This is a genomic window from uncultured Microbacterium sp. (assembly GCF_913776565.1).
GTDB lineage: Bacteria > Actinomycetota > Actinomycetes > Actinomycetales > Microbacteriaceae > Microbacterium.
This window is the reverse complement of sequence record NZ_CAJYPF010000246.1, coordinates 17,331-34,281: the sequence shown is the minus strand read 5'-3', so window position 1 is coordinate 34,281 and position 16,951 is coordinate 17,331. Positions and strand designations below refer to the sequence as shown.

At 71.6% G+C, this 16,951-nt stretch carries 16 protein-coding genes and 2 tRNA genes; 4 read left to right on the top strand and 14 right to left on the bottom strand.

Annotation, left to right across the window (positions count from 1 at the left end):
* Position 1: 1 nt before the first annotated feature.
* A tRNA-Glu gene (locus QZ433_RS13730) sits at positions 2–74 on the bottom strand.
* Between the two features lie 187 nt (positions 75–261).
* On the opposite strand from QZ433_RS13730, the gene QZ433_RS13725 reads away from it, so the two are divergent.
* Positions 262–900 (top strand): MBL fold metallo-hydrolase, encoded by a 639-nt coding sequence (locus tag QZ433_RS13725; protein ID WP_295784516.1) that lies wholly within the window; start codon positions 262–264, stop codon positions 898–900.
* A gap of 297 nt (positions 901–1,197) precedes the next feature.
* Here QZ433_RS13725 and QZ433_RS13720 read toward each other — a convergent pair whose 3' ends face one another.
* From QZ433_RS13720 to QZ433_RS13705, 4 genes are read right to left on the bottom strand one after another with little or no spacing between them, the layout of a single operon-like run.
* Positions 1,198–1,467: an HPr family phosphocarrier protein gene (locus tag QZ433_RS13720; protein WP_108319101.1), complete on the bottom strand. Its 270-nt coding sequence runs from the start codon at positions 1,465–1,467 to the stop codon at positions 1,198–1,200.
* Between the two features lie 29 nt (positions 1,468–1,496).
* Complete coding sequence (locus QZ433_RS13715) at positions 1,497–3,563, bottom strand: fructose-specific PTS transporter subunit EIIC (protein WP_295784512.1); 2,067 nt, start codon at positions 3,561–3,563, stop codon at positions 1,497–1,499.
* Between the two features lie 19 nt (positions 3,564–3,582).
* Entirely contained in the window at positions 3,583–4,548 is a 966-nt protein-coding gene (locus QZ433_RS13710; RefSeq protein WP_295784510.1) for a 1-phosphofructokinase family hexose kinase, read from the bottom strand.
* Positions 4,545–5,330 carry a DeoR/GlpR family DNA-binding transcription regulator gene (locus tag QZ433_RS13705; protein ID WP_295784508.1) on the bottom strand — a complete coding sequence of 262 codons (786 nt, stop codon included), beginning with the start codon at positions 5,328–5,330 and terminating at the stop codon, positions 4,545–4,547. Before QZ433_RS13705 ends, QZ433_RS13710 begins: the two co-directional genes overlap by 4 nt.
* 162 nt (positions 5,331–5,492) lie before the next feature.
* Here QZ433_RS13705 and QZ433_RS13700 point away from each other — a divergent pair, with 162 nt between their 5' ends.
* Positions 5,493–6,539 (top strand): ABC transporter substrate-binding protein, encoded by a 1,047-nt coding sequence (locus QZ433_RS13700; RefSeq protein ID WP_295784506.1) that lies wholly within the window; start codon positions 5,493–5,495, stop codon positions 6,537–6,539.
* Positions 6,540–6,550: 11 nt separating this feature from the next.
* Positions 6,551–7,585, top strand: a complete 1,035-nt coding sequence (locus QZ433_RS13695; protein ID WP_295784518.1) for an iron chelate uptake ABC transporter family permease subunit — start codon at positions 6,551–6,553, stop codon at positions 7,583–7,585.
* A gap of 17 nt (positions 7,586–7,602) precedes the next feature.
* Here the strand turns inward: QZ433_RS13695 and QZ433_RS13690 are convergent, their stop codons facing one another.
* From QZ433_RS13690 to QZ433_RS13670, 5 genes are all read right to left on the bottom strand, one after another.
* Entirely contained in the window at positions 7,603–8,031 is a 429-nt protein-coding gene (locus tag QZ433_RS13690) for a hypothetical protein (protein ID WP_295784504.1), read from the bottom strand.
* A gap of 210 nt (positions 8,032–8,241) precedes the next feature.
* Positions 8,242–8,451, bottom strand: coding sequence for a hypothetical protein (locus tag QZ433_RS13685; RefSeq protein WP_295784502.1), 210 nt, complete (start codon positions 8,449–8,451; stop codon positions 8,242–8,244).
* Positions 8,452–8,652: 201 nt separating this feature from the next.
* Positions 8,653–8,724: transfer RNA gene (locus QZ433_RS13680), tRNA-Gln, on the bottom strand.
* 172 nt (positions 8,725–8,896) lie between these two features.
* On the bottom strand, positions 8,897–10,405 hold the full coding sequence (gene gltX / locus QZ433_RS13675; protein ID WP_295784500.1) for a glutamate--tRNA ligase: 1,509 nt from the start codon (positions 10,403–10,405) through the stop codon (positions 8,897–8,899).
* Positions 10,406–10,415: 10 nt separating this feature from the next.
* The gene (locus tag QZ433_RS13670; protein ID WP_295784499.1) at positions 10,416–11,366 is read right to left on the bottom strand and encodes a LysR family transcriptional regulator; all 951 of its coding nucleotides are present in this window, start codon (positions 11,364–11,366) and stop codon (positions 10,416–10,418) included.
* Between the two features lie 80 nt (positions 11,367–11,446).
* On the opposite strand from QZ433_RS13670, the gene QZ433_RS13665 reads away from it, so the two are divergent.
* On the top strand, positions 11,447–12,535 hold the full coding sequence (locus QZ433_RS13665) for an aminotransferase class V-fold PLP-dependent enzyme (protein ID WP_295784497.1): 1,089 nt from the start codon (positions 11,447–11,449) through the stop codon (positions 12,533–12,535).
* Positions 12,536–12,576: 41 nt separating this feature from the next.
* Here the strand turns inward: QZ433_RS13665 and QZ433_RS13660 are convergent, their stop codons facing one another.
* The 4 genes from QZ433_RS13660 to QZ433_RS13645 form a co-directional block, all read right to left on the bottom strand.
* Positions 12,577–13,833: an MFS transporter gene (locus QZ433_RS13660; protein WP_295784495.1), complete on the bottom strand. Its 1,257-nt coding sequence runs from the start codon at positions 13,831–13,833 to the stop codon at positions 12,577–12,579.
* Positions 13,826–14,593, bottom strand: coding sequence for a fumarylacetoacetate hydrolase family protein (locus QZ433_RS13655; protein WP_295784493.1), 768 nt, complete (start codon positions 14,591–14,593; stop codon positions 13,826–13,828). Before QZ433_RS13655 ends, QZ433_RS13660 begins: the two co-directional genes overlap by 8 nt.
* Before the next feature lie 146 nt (positions 14,594–14,739).
* Positions 14,740–15,846 (bottom strand): branched-chain amino acid aminotransferase, encoded by a 1,107-nt coding sequence (locus QZ433_RS13650; protein ID WP_295784491.1) that lies wholly within the window; start codon positions 15,844–15,846, stop codon positions 14,740–14,742.
* Positions 15,847–15,900: 54 nt separating this feature from the next.
* A complete protein-coding gene (locus QZ433_RS13645; RefSeq protein WP_295784490.1) occupies positions 15,901–16,950 on the bottom strand; it encodes a 3-isopropylmalate dehydrogenase in 1,050 nt (349 codons plus the stop codon).
* Position 16,951 lies beyond the last annotated feature (1 nt).

Sequence of the window (16,951 nt, the reverse complement as noted above, 5' to 3'; positions counted from 1 at the left end):
GTGACCCCAGCGGGATTCGAACCCGCGTTACCGCCGTGAGAGGGCGGCGTACTAGGCCGCTATACGATGGGGCCGCGTCGCAACGTGTTCAAGTATGCACCACGAATGACGCGCACGCAAAATCGGGGCCGAGCCACCGATATCCCGGGCGTGTCCGGCCACCGTACCGCGAACGTGCGCGGACCGGAAGACCCGTTAGGCGATGTTCACCCGGGCCGCCAGCACTTGCCGCTCTCCCCCGACCCGGAGTTGACTCGGAGCATGCGCCTCACGAAGCACGAACACGCGTCTCTCGTCGTCGTCGAAGGCGGGCACACGCTCGTCATCGATCCGGGCAGCTTCACCTCGCCCCTCGAAGACCTCACCGGGCTGGTGGGGGTGGTCATCACGCACGAGCACGCCGACCACTGGACCCCCGAGCACCTCACGCGCCTGCAGAAGGCGCATCCCACCGTGCCGATCTATGGTCCCGAGGGCGTGCGCAATGCGGCCGCCGGATTCGACGTCACCGTGGTGCACCCGGGCGACAGCCTCGACCTCGGTCCGTTCCACCTGGAGTTCTTCGGTGGCCGCCACGAAGTCATCCACGAGTCGATCCCCGTGGTCGACAACGTCGGCGTCCTCGTCAACGACGCCCTCTACTACCCCGGCGACTCCTACGCCGTGCCGAAGCACAAGAAGGTCGCCCTCCTCGCCGCCCCCGTCGGAGCGCCGTGGCTCAAGATCGGCGACGCGATCGACTACGTCCTCGCGGTCAAGCCCGAGCGCGTGTTCGCGACCCACGACATGACGCTGTCGGTCGCGGGAAAGCAGATGGGCGACGCGCGACTGACGTGGGCCGTCGAGCAGAACGGCGGCTCGTTCATCGACCTCAAGCCGGGCGATTCGGTCGAGGTCTAGGGCCGACGGCGGGGCGGAACTCCTGACGTTCGATCCTCGGCGTCCGTGACCACGGCGTATGCGGCGCCGCACCGAGCGATTCTCAGGAGCTTCGCCCGGCAGACCCCGCCGCCTCGACGCGCGCGACACCGTCCCGTCCCGCGCGGCACCGTCCCGTCCCGCGCGCGACACCGTCCCGTCCCGCGCGCCAGCGTCCCGGCGCGCGCGGCATCTCCGCGACGCACGCCACCCGGAAGACGAGACACCGGATGCCACGAGCCCTGGGCCCGTGGCATCCGGTGTTCTGAGAAGAGGCGCTTACTGCGCGTCGAGGTCGGTCTCGAGCAGAGCGACCAGCTCGTCGAGCGCCTGCTCGGCGCCCTCGCCCTCGGCCTTGAGCGTCACGACCGTGCCGTGACCGGCACCCAGGCCCATCAGCGACAGGATGCTGCCGGCGTTGAGATCGGGTCCGCCCTGGGCGGCGATGGTGACGGGCACCTTCTTCTCCTGCACGGCCTGCACGAAGAGCTTCGCGGGGCGGGCGTGGAGTCCCGAGCTGCTGGCGATGGTGGCCTGACGTTCTGCCATGGTGAATCCTTCCGATTCGACGGGGGTGTTTACGCGGCGACCGTGGCCACGGGAGCGGCCTCGGTGACGGCGGCGTCCTTGGTGCTCCGGCCGATGCCCTTGAGGGCGACGACGATCAGCGCCGTCACGACCGTACCCACAATGATCGCGAGGGGGAAACCCCACACCGGGTTGATGGCGAACAGCACGAAGATGCCGCCGTGCGGGGCGTAGGACTGCACTCCGATCAGCATGCTCAGTCCACCCGTGATCGCACCGCCCACCATCGAGGCGGGGATGACGCGCAGCGGGTCGGCCGCGGCGAACGGGATCGCGCCCTCGGAGATGAACGAGGCGCCCAGCAGCCAGGCCGCCGCACCGTTCTCGCGCTCCACCGGGGTGAACTTGCCACGCGCCAGGATCGTCGAGGCGAGGGCCATCGCGAGCGGGGGCACCATGCCGGCGGCCATGACCGCGGCCATGATGAGGTACGGGGCGGTGTTGGTCTGGCTCGCCGCGGCAAGGCCCGTGGTGGCGAAGACGTAGGCGACCTTGTTGACCGGTCCACCGAGGTCGAAGCACATCATGAGACCGAGGATGATGCCCAGCACGATCGCGCCGGCGCCGCTGGAGGCGAGGCCCGTGAGGCCGTCGGTGAGTGCCGTCATGAGGGCAGCGATGGGACGACCGAGGAAGAGGATCATCAGGCCCGAGGCGAAGATCGAGCCGAGGAAGGGCACGATCACGACCGGCATGAGGCCGCGCAGCCACCGGGGGGCGTCGAAACGGCCGAGCCACCAGGCGATGAATCCGGCCAGCAGACCACCGATGATGCCGCCGATGAAGCCGGCGTTCATGAGCACCGCGACGGCGCCGGCGACGAAACCGGGCGCGATACCGGGGCGGTCGGCGATCGCGTAGGCGATGAATCCCGCGAGCACGGCGACGATGAAGCCCATCGACGTCGCACCGATCATGAAGGCGACCGAGCCGAGGTATTGACCCACGGGACCGAGCGGCGAGGTGATGCCGTCGGTGGGCAGGTCCCACAGCGAGTTCTGGATGATGACGTTGGCCGCGTTCTGCGTGACCTGATAGCCGCCGAGCAGGAAGCCGAGGGCGATGAGCAGACCGCCGCCCGCGACGAACGGGATCATGTAGCTGACACCGGTCAGCAGCCAGCGCTGGATGCGGCGACCCACGGACTGCTGCGCGACGGGGGCGTCCGAGGCGGATGCCGCCGCGGCACCGCCCTGCACGCGGGCGGCGTTCGGGTTCTCGCTCGCGGCGAGGGCTTCGGCGATGAGCTGCTTCGGCTGCTCGATGCCGCGCTTGACCCCGGCGCGGACGACCGGCTTGCCCGCGAAGCGCTGGGGTTCGCGGACGTCGACGTCGACGGCGAAGATCACGGCGTCGGCGTCGTCGATCACGCTCTGCGGCAGGGCCTTGTATCCGCTTGAGCCCTGCGGCTCGACGATCAGCTCGACGCCGTCGGTCTCGGCACCCGCCGCGGTCAGGGCGTCGGCCGCCATGAAGGTGTGGGCGATGCCGGTGGCGCACGCGGTGACGGCGACGATCTTCTTCGTCTTCGTCGCGGTAGTCGAGCGAGCCTCGGCGCGGGTGGCGGCGACCGGGGCCGCGGCCTCCGCGACCGTCGGCTCGGCGGCCGGAGCGATGGCATCCGTGATGATACGGACGGCCTCGGCGTTCGACGAGGCACGGCGCAGGCCGCCGGTGAAGTCGTCCTTCATGAGGCTGCGGGCCAGCTGCGACAGCACCGACAGGTGGGCCTCGTCGGCGCCCTCGGGCGCGGCGATGAGGAACACGATGTCGGCGGGGCCGTCGGGGGCGCCGAAGTCGACGCCCGGGGCCAGGCGGGCGAAGGCGAGGGTCGGCTCGGTGACCGACGCGCTGCGCGCGTGCGGGATGCCGATGCCGCCGGGCAGGCCGGTCTCGTCCTTCTGCTCGCGGGCCCACGCGTCGTCGAAGAGCTCCTGTGCGCTTCGGGCGCGGCCTTGCGCGACGACGCGCTCGGCGAGGGCGCGGATCACCGACTGCTTGTCGGTGCCCAGGGACACGTCGAGGGTGACGAGCTCCGGAGTGATGATGTCGGACATTGTCGGTGACCTTTCGTGGTCAGGATGTAGCGATAGGGGTGGCGAAGGCGGAAACGGCGATCGGGCCCGCGGGCAGATCGGCCGGTGTCGGGGCCTGAGTCCCCGGCAGGGTCGCGGCGGCGGCGCCGTAGGCGATGCTGCGCGCGAGGCGGTCGGGGGCCGCAGCCCCCTCGACGGCGGCCAGCAGGTAGCCGGCGAGCGAGCTGTCGCCCGCGCCGACCGTGCTGGCCACCTGGATCTTCGGGGCACGTCCGCGCCAGGCTCCCTCGGCGGTGAACAGCAGCGCGCCGTCCGCACCGAGGGTCACGAGAGCGGATGCCACGCGGTCGGGCACCAGGGCGGTCGCGCGACGCGCGGCGTCGGCGAGGGTGTCGGCGTCGGTCGCGTGGTCCTCGCCGACGAGCTCGGCGAGCTCTTCGTGGTTCGGCTTGATGAGGTCGGGCCGGGCCGTCGCCACGACCGCGGCGAGGGCCTCACCGGACGCGTCGACCGCGATGAGCGGGGCGTGGGCGCCCCAGCGCTCGCGCACGGCGACGATGAGGTCGGCGTAGAAGGTGGCGGGAACCCTGGGAGGCAGCGATCCGGCCAAGACGAGCCAGGTGGCCCCCTCGGCTGCCGCGACGACGCCGGCCGTCAGGGCTTCGACCTCGGCGGGCGACAGTTCGGCGCCCGGCAGGTTGAGCTTGGTCGTCTCACCCGTCGGATCGGTGATGGTGAGGTTCGCCCGGGCGCGCCCGGCGACCTCGACGAGGTCGAGGGCGATCCCCGTGTCCTCGAGCAGCAGGCGGTACGGGTCATGAGCGTTCACGGGAACGACCGCTCGAGCGGCGGCACCGGCGGCGGTCACGACGCGAGCGACGTTGACGCCCTTGCCCCCGGCATCCTCGCGAGAGGACAGCGCGCGCTGCACCTCGCCGACGACGAGTGCGTCGGGCAGGACGACGGCGCGGTCGGCCGAGGGGTTGGCGGTCAGGGTGACGATCATGCGACGCGCACCTCGATGTCGGCGTCGGCGAGAGCCTCGGCCAGGTCGGCGGGCGGGGCCGCGTCGGTCACGAGAACGTCGATCTCGTCGAGCTGGGCGAAGCGCACGAGCAGTTCCTCTCCGAATTTGGCGGCGTCGGCGACGAGGACGACGCGACGGGCCGACTGGATGATCGCGGCCTTGACGGCGGCTTCGTCGGGGTCGGGGGTGCTGAGGCCGAAACCGGCGCTCACGCCGTTGGTGCCGACGAACGCGATGTCGGGGCGCAACTGGGCGATCGTGCGCACGGTGTGGGCGCCGACGGCGGCGGCGGTGACGCCGCGGACGCGGCCCCCGATGGTGGTGAGCGAGAGCCGCTCCTCGCCCGAGAGGACGTGGGCGGCCTCGAGCGAGTGGGTGACGACCTCGACACCGCCGATGCCCGCGCCGAGCGCCTCGGGCAGCAGGGCGGCGACGGCCGCGGCGGTGGTGCCCGCATCGACGAAAATCGAGCCGCGGAAGTCGTGGCCGAGCAGCGCGACGGCGGAGGAGGCGATGGCGCGCTTGGCGTCTCCGTGACGCTCGCGACGTTCGGTGAGCGGCGACTCGGCCGTGCTGGCGCGACCGATGTCGACGGCGCCGCCGTGGACGCGGCGAAGGGATCCGAGGCTCTCGAGGCGGTCGAGATCGCGGCGCACCGTCTCGGTCGTCACGTCGAAGCGTCTGGCGAGGTCGACGACGCTGACGCGTCCGACATCGCGCAGTTCGCGCTCGATGAGCTGCTGGCGCTCCATTGCGTACACGGGATCTCCTTCGAAGATTCCCACACAGTACAACACGAAACCACAGAGGGCAACACATTGTTTGCCGCGTAGGCATCGAGGCGGACACGCCCGAGTGGCAGGAGAAGTGAGGTTACCCTTACCTAAGCAAACTCCCCCGCCCGCCCCGAAGGAAGATCCCAGATGCCACGCGCCCGCGCCCTCGCCCTGCCCCTCGTCCTCGCCGCCGTCGGCGCCCTTCTCGCCGGGTGCGGCGCCTCCGAGGCCGTGCCCGCCGCGACGAGCTCGACCGGGGGCGAGGGACGCACCGCCTATCCGCTCACGATCACCGACTGCGGACGGCAGGTCACCGTCGACGCTCCCCCGGCTCGGGTCGTCTCGCTCGACCAGGACTCCACCGAGATCCTGCTCTCGCTCGGCCTCGAGGATCGCCTCGTGGGCACGGCGTCGTGGACCGACCCGATCCTCGACTCGCTGGCCGAGGCGAACGCCACCGTCCCCCGCCTCGCCGACAACGCGCCGACCTACGAGGTCGTTCTGGGTGCCGATCCCGACTTCGTCACCGCCTCGTTCGGTCGGCACTTCGCACAGGGCGGCGTCGCGACGCGCGACCGCTTCGCGGAGACCGGCATCCCCACCTATCTCTCGCCCACGGACTGCGACGGCGACGTGAGCGTCAACGCCGGGGGCACCCGGACGGCCCCGCTGACCGTCGACGTGCTCTACGGCGAGATCCGCGACCTCGCGCGCATCTTCGACGTCGCGGACCGGGGCGAGGCGCTCGTCGCCTCTCTGCAGCAGCGCGCCGCCACCGCGACCGAGGGGGTCGACTTCGGCGGGCGGACCGTGACGTTCTGGTTCGCCGACACCAAGACCCCCTACGTCGCCGGTGGGTTCTCGAACGCCGGGCTGCTGGCATCCGCCACCGGAATGACCAACGTCTTCGCGCAGCAGACCGACGACTGGCCCGCGGTGGGCTGGGAGAGCATGGTCGCGGCCGATCCCGACGTGCTGGTGCTCGGCGACCTGCAGCGCGACCGCTTCCCCGGTGACCGCCTGGACGACAAGATCGCCTTCCTCGAGAGCGACCCGCTCACGCGCACGATGTCGGCCGTGCAGAACGGGCGCTACATCGCCCTGCACGGGGCCGAGCTCAACCCGTCGATCCGCTTCGTCGACGCGCTCGAGAAGATCCGCGCGTGGTGGGACGAGAACGGGAGCGCGCTCTGAGCGCCGCGGTCGTGGCGCGGGTCCGCACCCGCGGACGCGCCGTCGGCGCCGGGGCGGTGATCGCGGCGATCGTGCTGCTGGTCGCGTCGGTCGCCGTCGCCGTGACGCTCGGTCCCGCCGACGTCTCCCTGGTCAACGTGCGCGACATCGTGGCCAATCACCTGGGGCTCGCCGACATCCCCGTGAAGACCGCGAAGAACGCGATCGTGTGGGAGGAACGCCTTCCTCGCGCCCTCGTCGCCGCCTGCGCCGGGGCGGGACTGGCCCTCTGCGGCGTGGTGATGCAGTCACTGCTGCGCAACCCGCTCGCCGAGCCTTTCGTGCTCGGCGTGTCGTCGGGGGCCTCGACGGGCGCGGTCGTCATCGGCGTCCTGGGCCTGGGCGGCGGCGTCCTCGGCCTGTCGGGCGGAGCGTTCGTCGGCGCCGTGTTCGCGTTCGGACTCGTCCTGCTGCTCTCGCGCTTCACCTCGGCGGGGACGGCGGGCGTGGTGCTCGCCGGCGTCGCGGGGACGCAGTTCTTCTCGGCGATCACCTCGCTCGTGGTGTTCGCGGCGGCCGACAGCGACGAGACGCGCGGGGTGATGTTCTGGCTGCTCGGCTCGCTCGAGGGTATGCGGTGGGACAAGGTGGCCCTGTGCGCCGCCGTCGTCGCGGTGGGCGGGGCCGTGTGCCTGCTGTCCGCGCGCGCGCTCGACGCCTTCGCCTTCGGTGACGACGTCGCCGCCTCGCTCGGCATCCCCGTGGCACGCCTGCGCGGCACCCTGCTCGTGGTCACCGCGCTCATGACGGCGGCGCTCGTCAGCGCGGTGGGTGCGGTGGGGTTCGTGGGCCTCGTCGTTCCGCACGCGGTGCGACTCGTCGTCGGCCCCCGTCACTCTCGCGTGGTGCCGCTGTCGGCCCTGGTCGGCGCCGTGTTCATGGTTTGGGTGGATGCCGCCACCCGCACGCTCTTCGCCCCCACTCCCCTGCCGGTGGGCGTCGGCACGGCACTGGTCGGTGTGCCGGTGTTCGTGGCGCTGCTCGTTCGACGCCGGCGGCGCGGCTGACGCCCGGGAGGTCGGCGTCAGTACGGCACGACGGTGATGGTGAACGAGATCGTCTTGCCGTCGGCGCCGGTGAGGGTCGCGGCCGTGCTGCCGACCTCGCGGACGAGGAACCCGGGGCGGAACACCGCCCCCTCGGACGGCCCGCCGGGCGAGAACTCCGCGATCGCGACGTCGGCGGTCGTCCCCGTCCACTCGGCCTCGCTGGCGTCGGGGACGGTCAGCACCAGGGCCGTGCCCTGCACCACCTTCACGTCGGTGCCCTCGAGAGCGTCCGGGGCGACGAAGGTCGGCGGAAGGGCCCCCTCGATCGCTGACGGCGACGAGCTCGGGGCCGCGGCGGAGGGTGCCTCCGTCGACGGGGACGACGACGTCTCGGGCGCGCAGCCGGTGAGGACGAGCGCCATCGCGACGGCCGCGACCACGGGCAAGACGAGAGCGCGTTTCATCGGGACCTTCTCTCGGAACGTGGGCGGATGCCGTTCGGTCTCGGATCGTACCGCGGCGCCACGCCCCGGCCTCGGCGCACCGCCGTCACGGCACCACATCGATGGGCGAACCGTCGACGCGCACCCCCACCCAGTCGGGACGCGGGGGCGGTCGAGACGCGGGTCAGCGTGCGGTCCCCGACCACGGCGCGGGGCCGGTCGGAACGCGGGTCAGTCCGCGGACCCCTGCGGTTCAGCGCTCTGCAGGGGAACCTGCACCGAGGTGACCGGAGCGTCCACGAGGCCGAGCAGACTCACCGGTGAAGCCTCGGGGGCCGCGTCGTCCGGAAGCTCCTCGGCGCGCGAGCGCGGCCGCACGGGCTCGCCCGGCAGTCCCGCCCACTCGCTCGGCTCCTCGGGTCGCTGCGTGAAAAGTCCCATGCAGGCATTCTGCGCCCGTTCGGCCTCACCCGGCTCCCCCGGCGGCGATTCGTCGCTGCTCACCGCTCTTGCGGCACATCCGCGCGGGGGAAGGACGACGGCGCTCCGCGCCCGGGGGACCCGACTGCGCGCTGATCGGCGTCCGGCGCGGACAAGGCGAAAGCCCCGGCGATCTGATCGATCACCGGGGCTTTTCTCAAGCTGGGGTACCTGGACTCGAACCAAGAACAACGGAACCAGAAACCGCCGTGTTGCCAATTACACCATACCCCAATGGCTTCGAGCCGTAACTCGTGCCGAGGATCAAGCTTACGCGAGACGGGCCCGAGCGCAAAACCGGCGACCCGGTCCGCGCGTCCCGGGCGCGTCCCGCACCCGCCACCTCCGCGCCGGAAAACGCGATCCCCGCCCTCCACACGGAGAGACGGGGATCACGACGGAACCGTCAGCCCAGGTGCCGCACCAGCGCGTCGAGGCGGCGCAGGGTCTCGGCCTTGCCGAGCAGCTCCATCGACTCGAACAGGGGCGGCGACACGCGACGCCCGGTCAGCGCGACGCGCGGCGGACCGTAGGCGACGCGGGGCTTGAGGCCGAGCTCGTCCACCAGTGCGGTCGACAGGGCGGCCTGAACGCCCGCGGCGCTGAAGTCGTCGACGCCCTCCAGCGCACGGATGGATGCCGTGAGCACCTCGGCGGCGTTCGCGGGCAGCCCCTTGAGCGCGTCCTCGGCGTACGTCACGTCCGAGACGAACAGGAAGCCGAGCATGCCCGGGACCTCGCCGAGCAGCTGTACGCGCTCCTGCACGAGGGGCGCGGCCTGCGCGATGATCGCGCGGTGCGCGTCCGAGGGCTGCTCGGCGATCAGACCGGCACCCGCGAGGTAGGGGACGATCCGAGCGGCGAAGTCGTCGGCATCCAGCATGCGGATGTGGTCGCCGTTGATCGCCTCGGCCTTCTTCTGGTCGAAGCGCGCCGGGTTGGGATTGACGTCGGCGATGTCGAAGGCGGCGATCATCTCGTCGAGCGAGAACACGTCGCGATCGCTCGTGAGCGACCAGCCGAGCAGCGACAGGTAGTTGAGGAGTCCCTCGTGGATGAAGCCCTTCTCGCGCTGCAGGAACAGGTCGGCCTGCGGGTCGCGCTTGGACAGCTTCTTGTTGCCGGTCTCGCCGAGGACGAGGGGCATGTGTCCGAAGCGCGGGATGAACGTGGTGATGCCGGCATCCACCAGAGCCGAGTACAGCGCGAGCTGGCGGGCCGTGGAGGGCATGAGGTCTTCGCCGCGGATGACGTGGGTGATGCCCATCAGGGCGTCGTCGACCGGATTCACGAACGGGTAGAGCGGCACTCCCCCGGCGCGCACGAGCACGAAGTCGGGGAACGATCCGGCCGGGAAGGTGACCTCGCCGCGGATGAGGTCGACGTAGGTGAGGTCGTGGTCGGGCACGCGCAGGCGCCAGGCGGGCTGGCGTCCCTCGGCGCGGAACGCGGCCTTCTGCTCGTCGGTGAGGTCGCGGTCGAAGTTGTCGTAGCCGAGCTGCTTGGCGCGACCGTTCGCCTCGTTGCGGGCGTCGATCTCTTCGGCGGTCGAATAGCTCTCGTACACGGCACCTGCGGCGACGAGCTTGTCGAGCACCTCGCGGTAGAGGTCGTGCCGCTGCGACTGACGGTAGGGAGCGTGGGGGCCGCCGACCTCGACGCCCTCGTCCCAGTCGATGTTCATCCACCGCAGGGCGTCGAGGAGCTGCTGGTAGCTCTCTTCGCTGTCGCGCGCGGCGTCGGTGTCTTCGATGCGGAAGACGAGCTTTCCGCCGTTGTGCCGGGCGTACGCCCAGTTGAACAGGACGGTGCGGATCAGGCCGACGTGCGGCAGGCCCGTCGGTGACGGGCAGAACCGGACGCGAACGTCGGCGCCGGAGGCGGTCGTGGTGCGGGGATCGGGCGTGGCAGACATCCCCTCGATCCTACCGGCGGGCGCCGACACGCCCGTGGTCGGCCAGCACGTCGCCGACCACGTCGAGGGCGGCGCCGACGGCGGGGACGTGCTCGGCTCCGCGGGCGGTGACCACATGCAGCGTGCGCGACTCGGCGGCGGGCAGGCGCGGCGCCGCGATCCCCGCCGGAAGGGGCAGGGATGCCACGGCCATCCGCGGCAGGATCGCCATCCCGACGCCGAGGGCGACCAGGTTCTCGACGGCGATGTAGTTGTCGGTCTCGAAGGCGATGTCGGGCGTGAAACCGGCGCGCCCGCACGCCTCGAGCAGGTGACCCCGGCACTGCGGGCACCCGGCGATCCAGCGCTCCCCCGCCAATTGCGACAGGTCGATGGGATCGTGGGATGCCGCGGGGTGCTCCGCGGGGACCACGACGACCGTGTCGTCGTCCGCGAGGTGGCGCACCGACAGCCCCGCGGCCGCCTGCGTCAGCTGTTCGCGGCGATCGCCGGGGTAGCTGTAGATGAGGGCGATGTCGGCGCGGTCCTCGCGCACGGCGGCGATCGCCTCGGGCGGCTCCGCCTCGACGAAGCTGATCGAGACGCCGGGCCGACGGGCGGTCACGGCCGCGATCACGCGCGGCACGACGGTCGACGAGGCCGAGGGGAATGCCGCGATGCGCACGCGACCGGCGCGCAGGCCCCGCAGTTCGGCGAGGTCGCCGGCGGCGGCGTCGAGCGCGGTGGTGACGGTCGCGGCGTGGCGCGCGAGGACGCGTCCGGCCTCGGTCAGTCGGACGCCGCGACCGATGCGCTCGACGATCGGCAGCCCGGCGCGCTGTTCCAGTCGCCGCAGTTGCTGACTCACCGCGGGTTGGCTGTAGCCCAGGGCGCGGGCGGCGGCGGTGATCGAGCCGGTGTCGGCGATCGCCTTGACGACGCGCAGGCCGTGGGCGTCGAGCCCGTCTTCCGTTTCGCTCACGCCCACACATAAGCAGATCGAATGCATCTCATGCAACACCTGCTCTAGTGCAATACACGTGAGGGCGAGACCCTGGTTCCATGAGCAGCCTCGCCACGCACTTCGCCGGCGGCCGCGACTACCTCGCCGCCTGCACCCTCGGCCTGCCGTCCCGAGCGACGGTCCGCGCCGTCCGCGCCGACCTCGAGGCCGCGGCATCCGGTCGACCCGACGTCGTGGCGGCCTCGCAGGCCGTCGAAGAGGCGCGGGCGTCGTACGCCCGCCTCGTCAGCGCACCGGTCGGCGACGTCGCGATCGGCTCGCAGACGTCCGTGCAGGTCGCGCTCATCGCCGCCTCGGTCCCCGACGGCGCCGAGGTGCTGTGCGCCGAAGGGGACTTCTCGTCGCTCGTGGCGCCGTTCGCGCACGCCGGGCGCGGCATCCGCCTGCGTACCGCTCCCCTGCACGAGCTCGCCGACGCGGTGTCGCCCGACACCTGGCTCGTCGCGTTCTCGCTCGTGCAGTCGGCGACCGGCGAGGTGGCCGACGCGATGCGCATCGCCGCCGCCGCCGCTCGGGCCGGAGCCCGCACCCTCGTCGACCTGACCCAGGCCGCCGGATGGCTGCCCGTCGACGCGACGATGTTCGACGCCACCGTATGCCATGCCTACAAGTGGTTGTGCTGCCCGCGGGGCGTGTCGTTCCTGACCGTCTCGGCCGCGTTCGCGCGCGAGATCCGGCCCGTGCAGGCCGGCTGGTACAGCGGCGACGACCCGTGGTCGTCCTGCTACGGCACGGGCGGCGTGCTCGCGTCGGACGCGCGTCGATTCGACGTGTCGCCGGCATGGCAGGCGTTCATCGGGGCGGCCCCCGCCCTGGCCCTGTTCGCCGATGCCGACATCACCGCGACCTACGCGCACACCACGGCTCTGGCCGCTCGCTTCCGCGACGGTCTCGGCCTGGCTCACCCCGACCGCCCCTCGGCCATCGTCACCTGGCCGGATGCCACGGGCGAAGCCCTCGCTCAGCTCACCGCCCACGGGATCACGGCGTCGGGTCGCGCCGGGCGGGCGCGGGTGGCCTTCCACGTGTTCAACGACGAACTGGACGTCGACCGCGCCCTCCACGCGCTCGGCGTGCGCGGCGGGGACGACCTGTCGGCCTTCGACGGCCTGGTCTACGCGATCTGAGGCGCACCCACCTCTCGCCGGACTGCCGTGGCGCGAATCGCCTAGGCGCGGGTGACCGGAAGTGACGCGCGGGCGACCGCTGCCGCGCCGAGGCACACCACCGCTACCGGGACGAGCGCCCACAGCGCGAGGCCCGCGTATCCCGCGAGGCCGAGGATGATCCCGGCGAGCACCGACCCGGCCGCGGCGCACGCGGTCATCAGCGTGTCGCTGCGACCCTGCCGACGCGGCCGGGCGGCCAGCGGCGTCGCCTCGGTCAGCAGCGCCGACCCGGCCACCGTCGCTGCGCTCCATCCCAAACCCAGCAGCACCAGCGCCACGAGCACCCCGGCCTGCGCGTCCGCGAAAACCGCGGCGACGACGAGCGAGATCACCAGCAGCACCTGCCCGAGCACGATGACGGACACGCGTCCCCATCGGTCCGCGAGCAGACCGAAGACGGGCGAGAGTCCGTACATGCCGAAGACGTGCAGTGCGATCGTGACGCCGACGGTGGCGGTCACGGCATCCGGGGCCACGATGTGCGACAGGTGCACCGGCGTCATCGCCATCACCGAGGCCATCGTGACGTGGGACGCGGCAACGGCGAACATCGCGAACCGCGCGAGCGCAGGACGATCGGCGTGCACAGCGACGGGGGTGGATGCCGTGCCCTCCCGGTCCAGGCGCTGGGCGAGCAGCAGGGGGTCGGGCCGCAGCACGAACGTGTACAGCGCGAAGGCGCACGCCTGCGCGGCGAACGAGAAGAGGTACGCGCCGGTGAGGCGCGGCATCCCGATGCCGGCTCCGAGGAGTTCGCCCGGAGCCAGGAGCAGCGGACCGACCACGCCTCCGACCGTGGTGGCCCACACGACCGTCGCCAGGTCGCGCCCGCGCCGCGCGGTGGGCGCCAGATCGGTCGCGGCGAACCGGGACTGGAGGGTTCCCGCGTTGCCGGCGCCGATGAGCGCGATTCCGGCGAGCAGCAGCGGGAACAGGCGGGTCGCCGCGGCCGCGATGACGACGACGATACCGACGAGGGCGGCGAGATTCCCCGTCGTGAGCGCGAACCGCCGACCCCGTCGACCGGCCAAGCGCGCCAGCGGAATCGCGGTGAGCGCCGCACCCAGCGTGACGGCGGCGGTCGCGAATCCCGAGAGCGCCTCGTTCCCCGAGAGGTCCGCGGCGAGCAGGGCGCCGAGCGACAGCGTCGCACCGAAGGCCACGCCGGTGAGCACCTGACCCGCCGCCAGCACGCGCACGGTGCGGCGCTGTGTGGCGACGAGGTCGACGCCCGCCGGCGCGACGAGGTCAGGCATCGCGCGCGGTGTTGCGCAGCACCCCGATGCCGTCGATCTCGACCTCGACGACGTCGCCCGCGCCGAACGAACCGATACCGGCCGGGGTGCCGGTGAGGATCAGGTCCCCCGGCAAGAGGGTGAACACCGCGCTCGCGTACGCGACGAGGGCGGGGATGTCGTGGACCATGTCGGAGACGGGTCCGTCCTGGCGGACCTCGCCGTTCACCCGGGTGACGATGCGGGCCGTGCCGAGGTCGAGGTCCGTCTCGATGACGGGTCCGACCGGGCAGAACGTGTCGAAACCCTTTGCGCGCGACCACTGGCCGTCGCTGCGCTGCAGGTCGCGCGCGGTGACGTCGTTGGCGACGGTGTAGCCGAAGATGTACTCGCCCGCGCGCTCGGCCGGGACGTTCTTGGCGATGCGTCCGATGACGACGGCGAGCTCCCCCTCGTAGTCGGTCTGCTCGCTGAGGCGCGTGGGACGCACGATCGCGTCGTTCGGACCGATCACCGAGGTGTTCGGCTTGAGGAACATCAGCGGCTCGTCGGGGGCCTCGCCGCCCATCTCGGCGGCGTGATCGCGGTAGTTCTTGCCGATGCAGACGACCTTGGAGCGTGGGATGACGGGCGCCAGCAACGCGACCTCGGAGAGCGGGATGCGCTCACCGGTCGTGTCGAATCCGGCGAACATGGGGTCGCCCTCGAGAACGACGAGGTGGTCGTCGTCGACGATGCCGTAGCGGAGGGCGTCCTGGTGGCTGAACCGAGCGATCTTCACCCGGCCAGCCTATCCGGGGGCTCCGACACGGCGACGGCAACGCCCAGATCCCCCCGATGACGGCACGCGCCCGCCGCCGCAACGACACGCCCGCGAACGACGAAGGGGCCCCCGGCATCCGGGAGCCCCTCGTGTCGCAACGCGCCTTACGCGTCCAGGCGGTACAGCCAGCCGTGCTTGTCCTCGGCGCGGCCGTACTGGATGTCGGTGAGCTCCTGGCGGAGCTCGAGTGCGAGGGTGCCGGTGGGCTGCTCGTCGATGAAGTCACGACCCTTGAGCGTGCCGATCGGAGTGACCACGGCGGCGGTACCGCACGCGAACACCTCGACGATGTCTCCGGATGCCACGCCCTGACGCCACTCGTCCAGCGAGACGTTACGGCCCTCGACGTGGTGGCCGCGGTCGCGGGCGAGCTGCAGCAGCGAGTCGCGCGTGATGCCCTCGAGGATCGAGTCCGACTGCGGGGTGACGATCGTGCCGTCCCTGTAGACGAAGACGACGTTCATGCCGCCGAGCTCTTCGACGTTGCGGTCCTGGTCGAGGAAGACGACCTGGTCGCACTCGTTCTCGTACGCCTCGGACTGGGGCAGCAGGCTGGCGGCGTAGTTGCCGCCGGTCTTGGCCGCGCCCGTGCCGCCCTTGCCGGCGCGCGAGTAGTCCTCGCTGAGCCAGATCGACACCGGCTTCACGCCGCCCTTGAAGTAGGCGCCCGCGGGGCTGGCGATGAGGTAGTACGCCACCTTGTGCGCGGGGCGCACGCCGAGGAACGCCTCTTTCGCGAACATGAAGGGCCGCAGGTAGAGGCTCTGGTCGTCGCCCGACGGCACCCACGCTCCGTCGACGGCGATGAGCTCGCGCAGCGACTGCAGGAAGTACGGCACGGGCAGTTCGGGCAGCGCGAGACGGCGCGCGGAGCGCTGCAGGCGACGCCCGTTCTGGTCGGGGCGGAAGGTGTGCACCGATCCGTCGGCGTGGCGGTAGGCCTTGATGCCCTCGAAGATCTCCTGCCCGTAGTGCAGGACCGCCGCGGCGGGGTCGAGCGAGATCGGGCCGTAGGGCGAGACGCGCGGTCGGTGCCAGCCACCGCGGACCGACCAGCAGATGTCGACCATGTGGTCGGTGAAGTTCTGCCCGAAACCGGGGCTGGCGAGGATGGCGTCGCGCTCGGCCGCGTTCTTGGCGGCGAGGTTGCGGGTGACCGAGAACTCGAGCGGGTCGAGTCCGGTGTCGGGGTCGGTGTCGATCGTGGTCATCTGTGGTCCAAAACTCTTCGTGTGCCGGGGGCGATACGGGCCGATCGGTCCAGGTTACGCCTGGACGCGTGCGGCGATCGCGTCGCCGATCTGCGCGGTGGTGCGCTGGCCGTCGCGGTTCGCGATGTCGTCTTCGACCGCGCGGGTGACGCGGGCGGATTCGTCGGTGAGCCCGAGGTGATCGAGCAGCAGGGCGACGGAGAGGATCGCGGCCGTGGGGTCGGCCTTCTGGCTTCCCGCGATGTCGGGCGCCGATCCGTGCACGGGCTCGAACATCGAGGGGAACGCGCCGTCGGGGTTGATGTTGCCCGATGCGGCGAGACCGATGCCACCGGTGACGGCGCCGGCCAGGTCGGTCAGGATGTCGCCGAAGAGGTTGTCGGTGACGATCACGTCGAAGCGGCCCGGGTTCGTGACCAGGAAGATGGTTGCCGCGTCGACGTGCAGGTAGTCTACGGCGACCTCGGGGAACTCGGATGCCACGGCATCCACGATCCGCTTGTACATCCCGCCCGCGTGCACGAGCACGTTCGTCTTGTGCACGAGCGTCAGTTTCTGCCGACGACGGCCCGCGAGGGCGAAGGCGTAGCGGACGACGCGCTCGACGCCGTAGGCCGTGTTCACCGAGGTCTCGTTGGCGACCTCGTGCGCGGTGCCGCGACGGATCGACCCGCCGTTGCCGACGTAGGGGCCCTCGGTGCCCTCGCGGACCACGACGAAGTCGATCTCACCGGGGTCGGCGAGGGGGCCCGTGGCACCGGGGTACAGCTTCGAGGGGCGCAGGTTGACGTAGTGGTCGAGCTCGAAGCGCAGCTTCAGCAGCAGGCCGCGCTCGATGTTCGCGTCCGTGAGACGTGGGTCGCCGGGCACTCCCCCGACCGCACCGAGCAGGATCGCGTCGTGCGCGGCGATCGCGGCGAGGTCGTCGTCGGTGAGGGTGTCGCCGGTCTCGAGGTAGCGTCCCGCGCCGAGCGAGAAGGGCGTCTTCTCGAACGTCACGCCGGAGGCGGCGGTGACGGCGTCGAGCACCTTGACAGCTTCGGTGACGACTTCGGGACCGATGCCGTCACCGGGGATGACGGCCAGTTTCACGACACGCGACATC

Bases quoted from the DNA above. Each gene is read 5' to 3' on its own strand.
- QZ433_RS13650 (WP_295784491.1), bottom strand. From the start codon at position 15,846: ATGACCACGATCGACACCGACCCCGACACCGGACTCGACCCGCTCGAG.
- QZ433_RS13725 (WP_295784516.1), top strand. From the start codon at position 262: ATGCGCCTCACGAAGCACGAACACGCGTCTCTCGTCGTCGTCGAAGGC.
- QZ433_RS13715 (WP_295784512.1), bottom strand. From the start codon at position 3,563: ATGTCCGACATCATCACTCCGGAGCTCGTCACCCTCGACGTGTCCCTG.
- QZ433_RS13700 (WP_295784506.1), top strand. From the start codon at position 5,493: ATGCCACGCGCCCGCGCCCTCGCCCTGCCCCTCGTCCTCGCCGCCGTC.
- QZ433_RS13685 (WP_295784502.1), bottom strand. From the start codon at position 8,451: ATGGGACTTTTCACGCAGCGACCCGAGGAGCCGAGCGAGTGGGCGGGA.
- QZ433_RS13720 (WP_108319101.1), bottom strand. From the start codon at position 1,467: ATGGCAGAACGTCAGGCCACCATCGCCAGCAGCTCGGGACTCCACGCC.
- gltX (WP_295784500.1), bottom strand. From the start codon at position 10,405: ATGTCTGCCACGCCCGATCCCCGCACCACGACCGCCTCCGGCGCCGAC.
- QZ433_RS13645 (WP_295784490.1), bottom strand. From the start codon at position 16,950: ATGTCGCGTGTCGTGAAACTGGCCGTCATCCCCGGTGACGGCATCGGT.
- QZ433_RS13710 (WP_295784510.1), bottom strand. From the start codon at position 4,548: ATGATCGTCACCCTGACCGCCAACCCCTCGGCCGACCGCGCCGTCGTC.
- QZ433_RS13690 (WP_295784504.1), bottom strand. From the start codon at position 8,031: ATGAAACGCGCTCTCGTCTTGCCCGTGGTCGCGGCCGTCGCGATGGCG.
- QZ433_RS13665 (WP_295784497.1), top strand. From the start codon at position 11,447: ATGAGCAGCCTCGCCACGCACTTCGCCGGCGGCCGCGACTACCTCGCC.
- QZ433_RS13660 (WP_295784495.1), bottom strand. From the start codon at position 13,833: ATGCCTGACCTCGTCGCGCCGGCGGGCGTCGACCTCGTCGCCACACAG.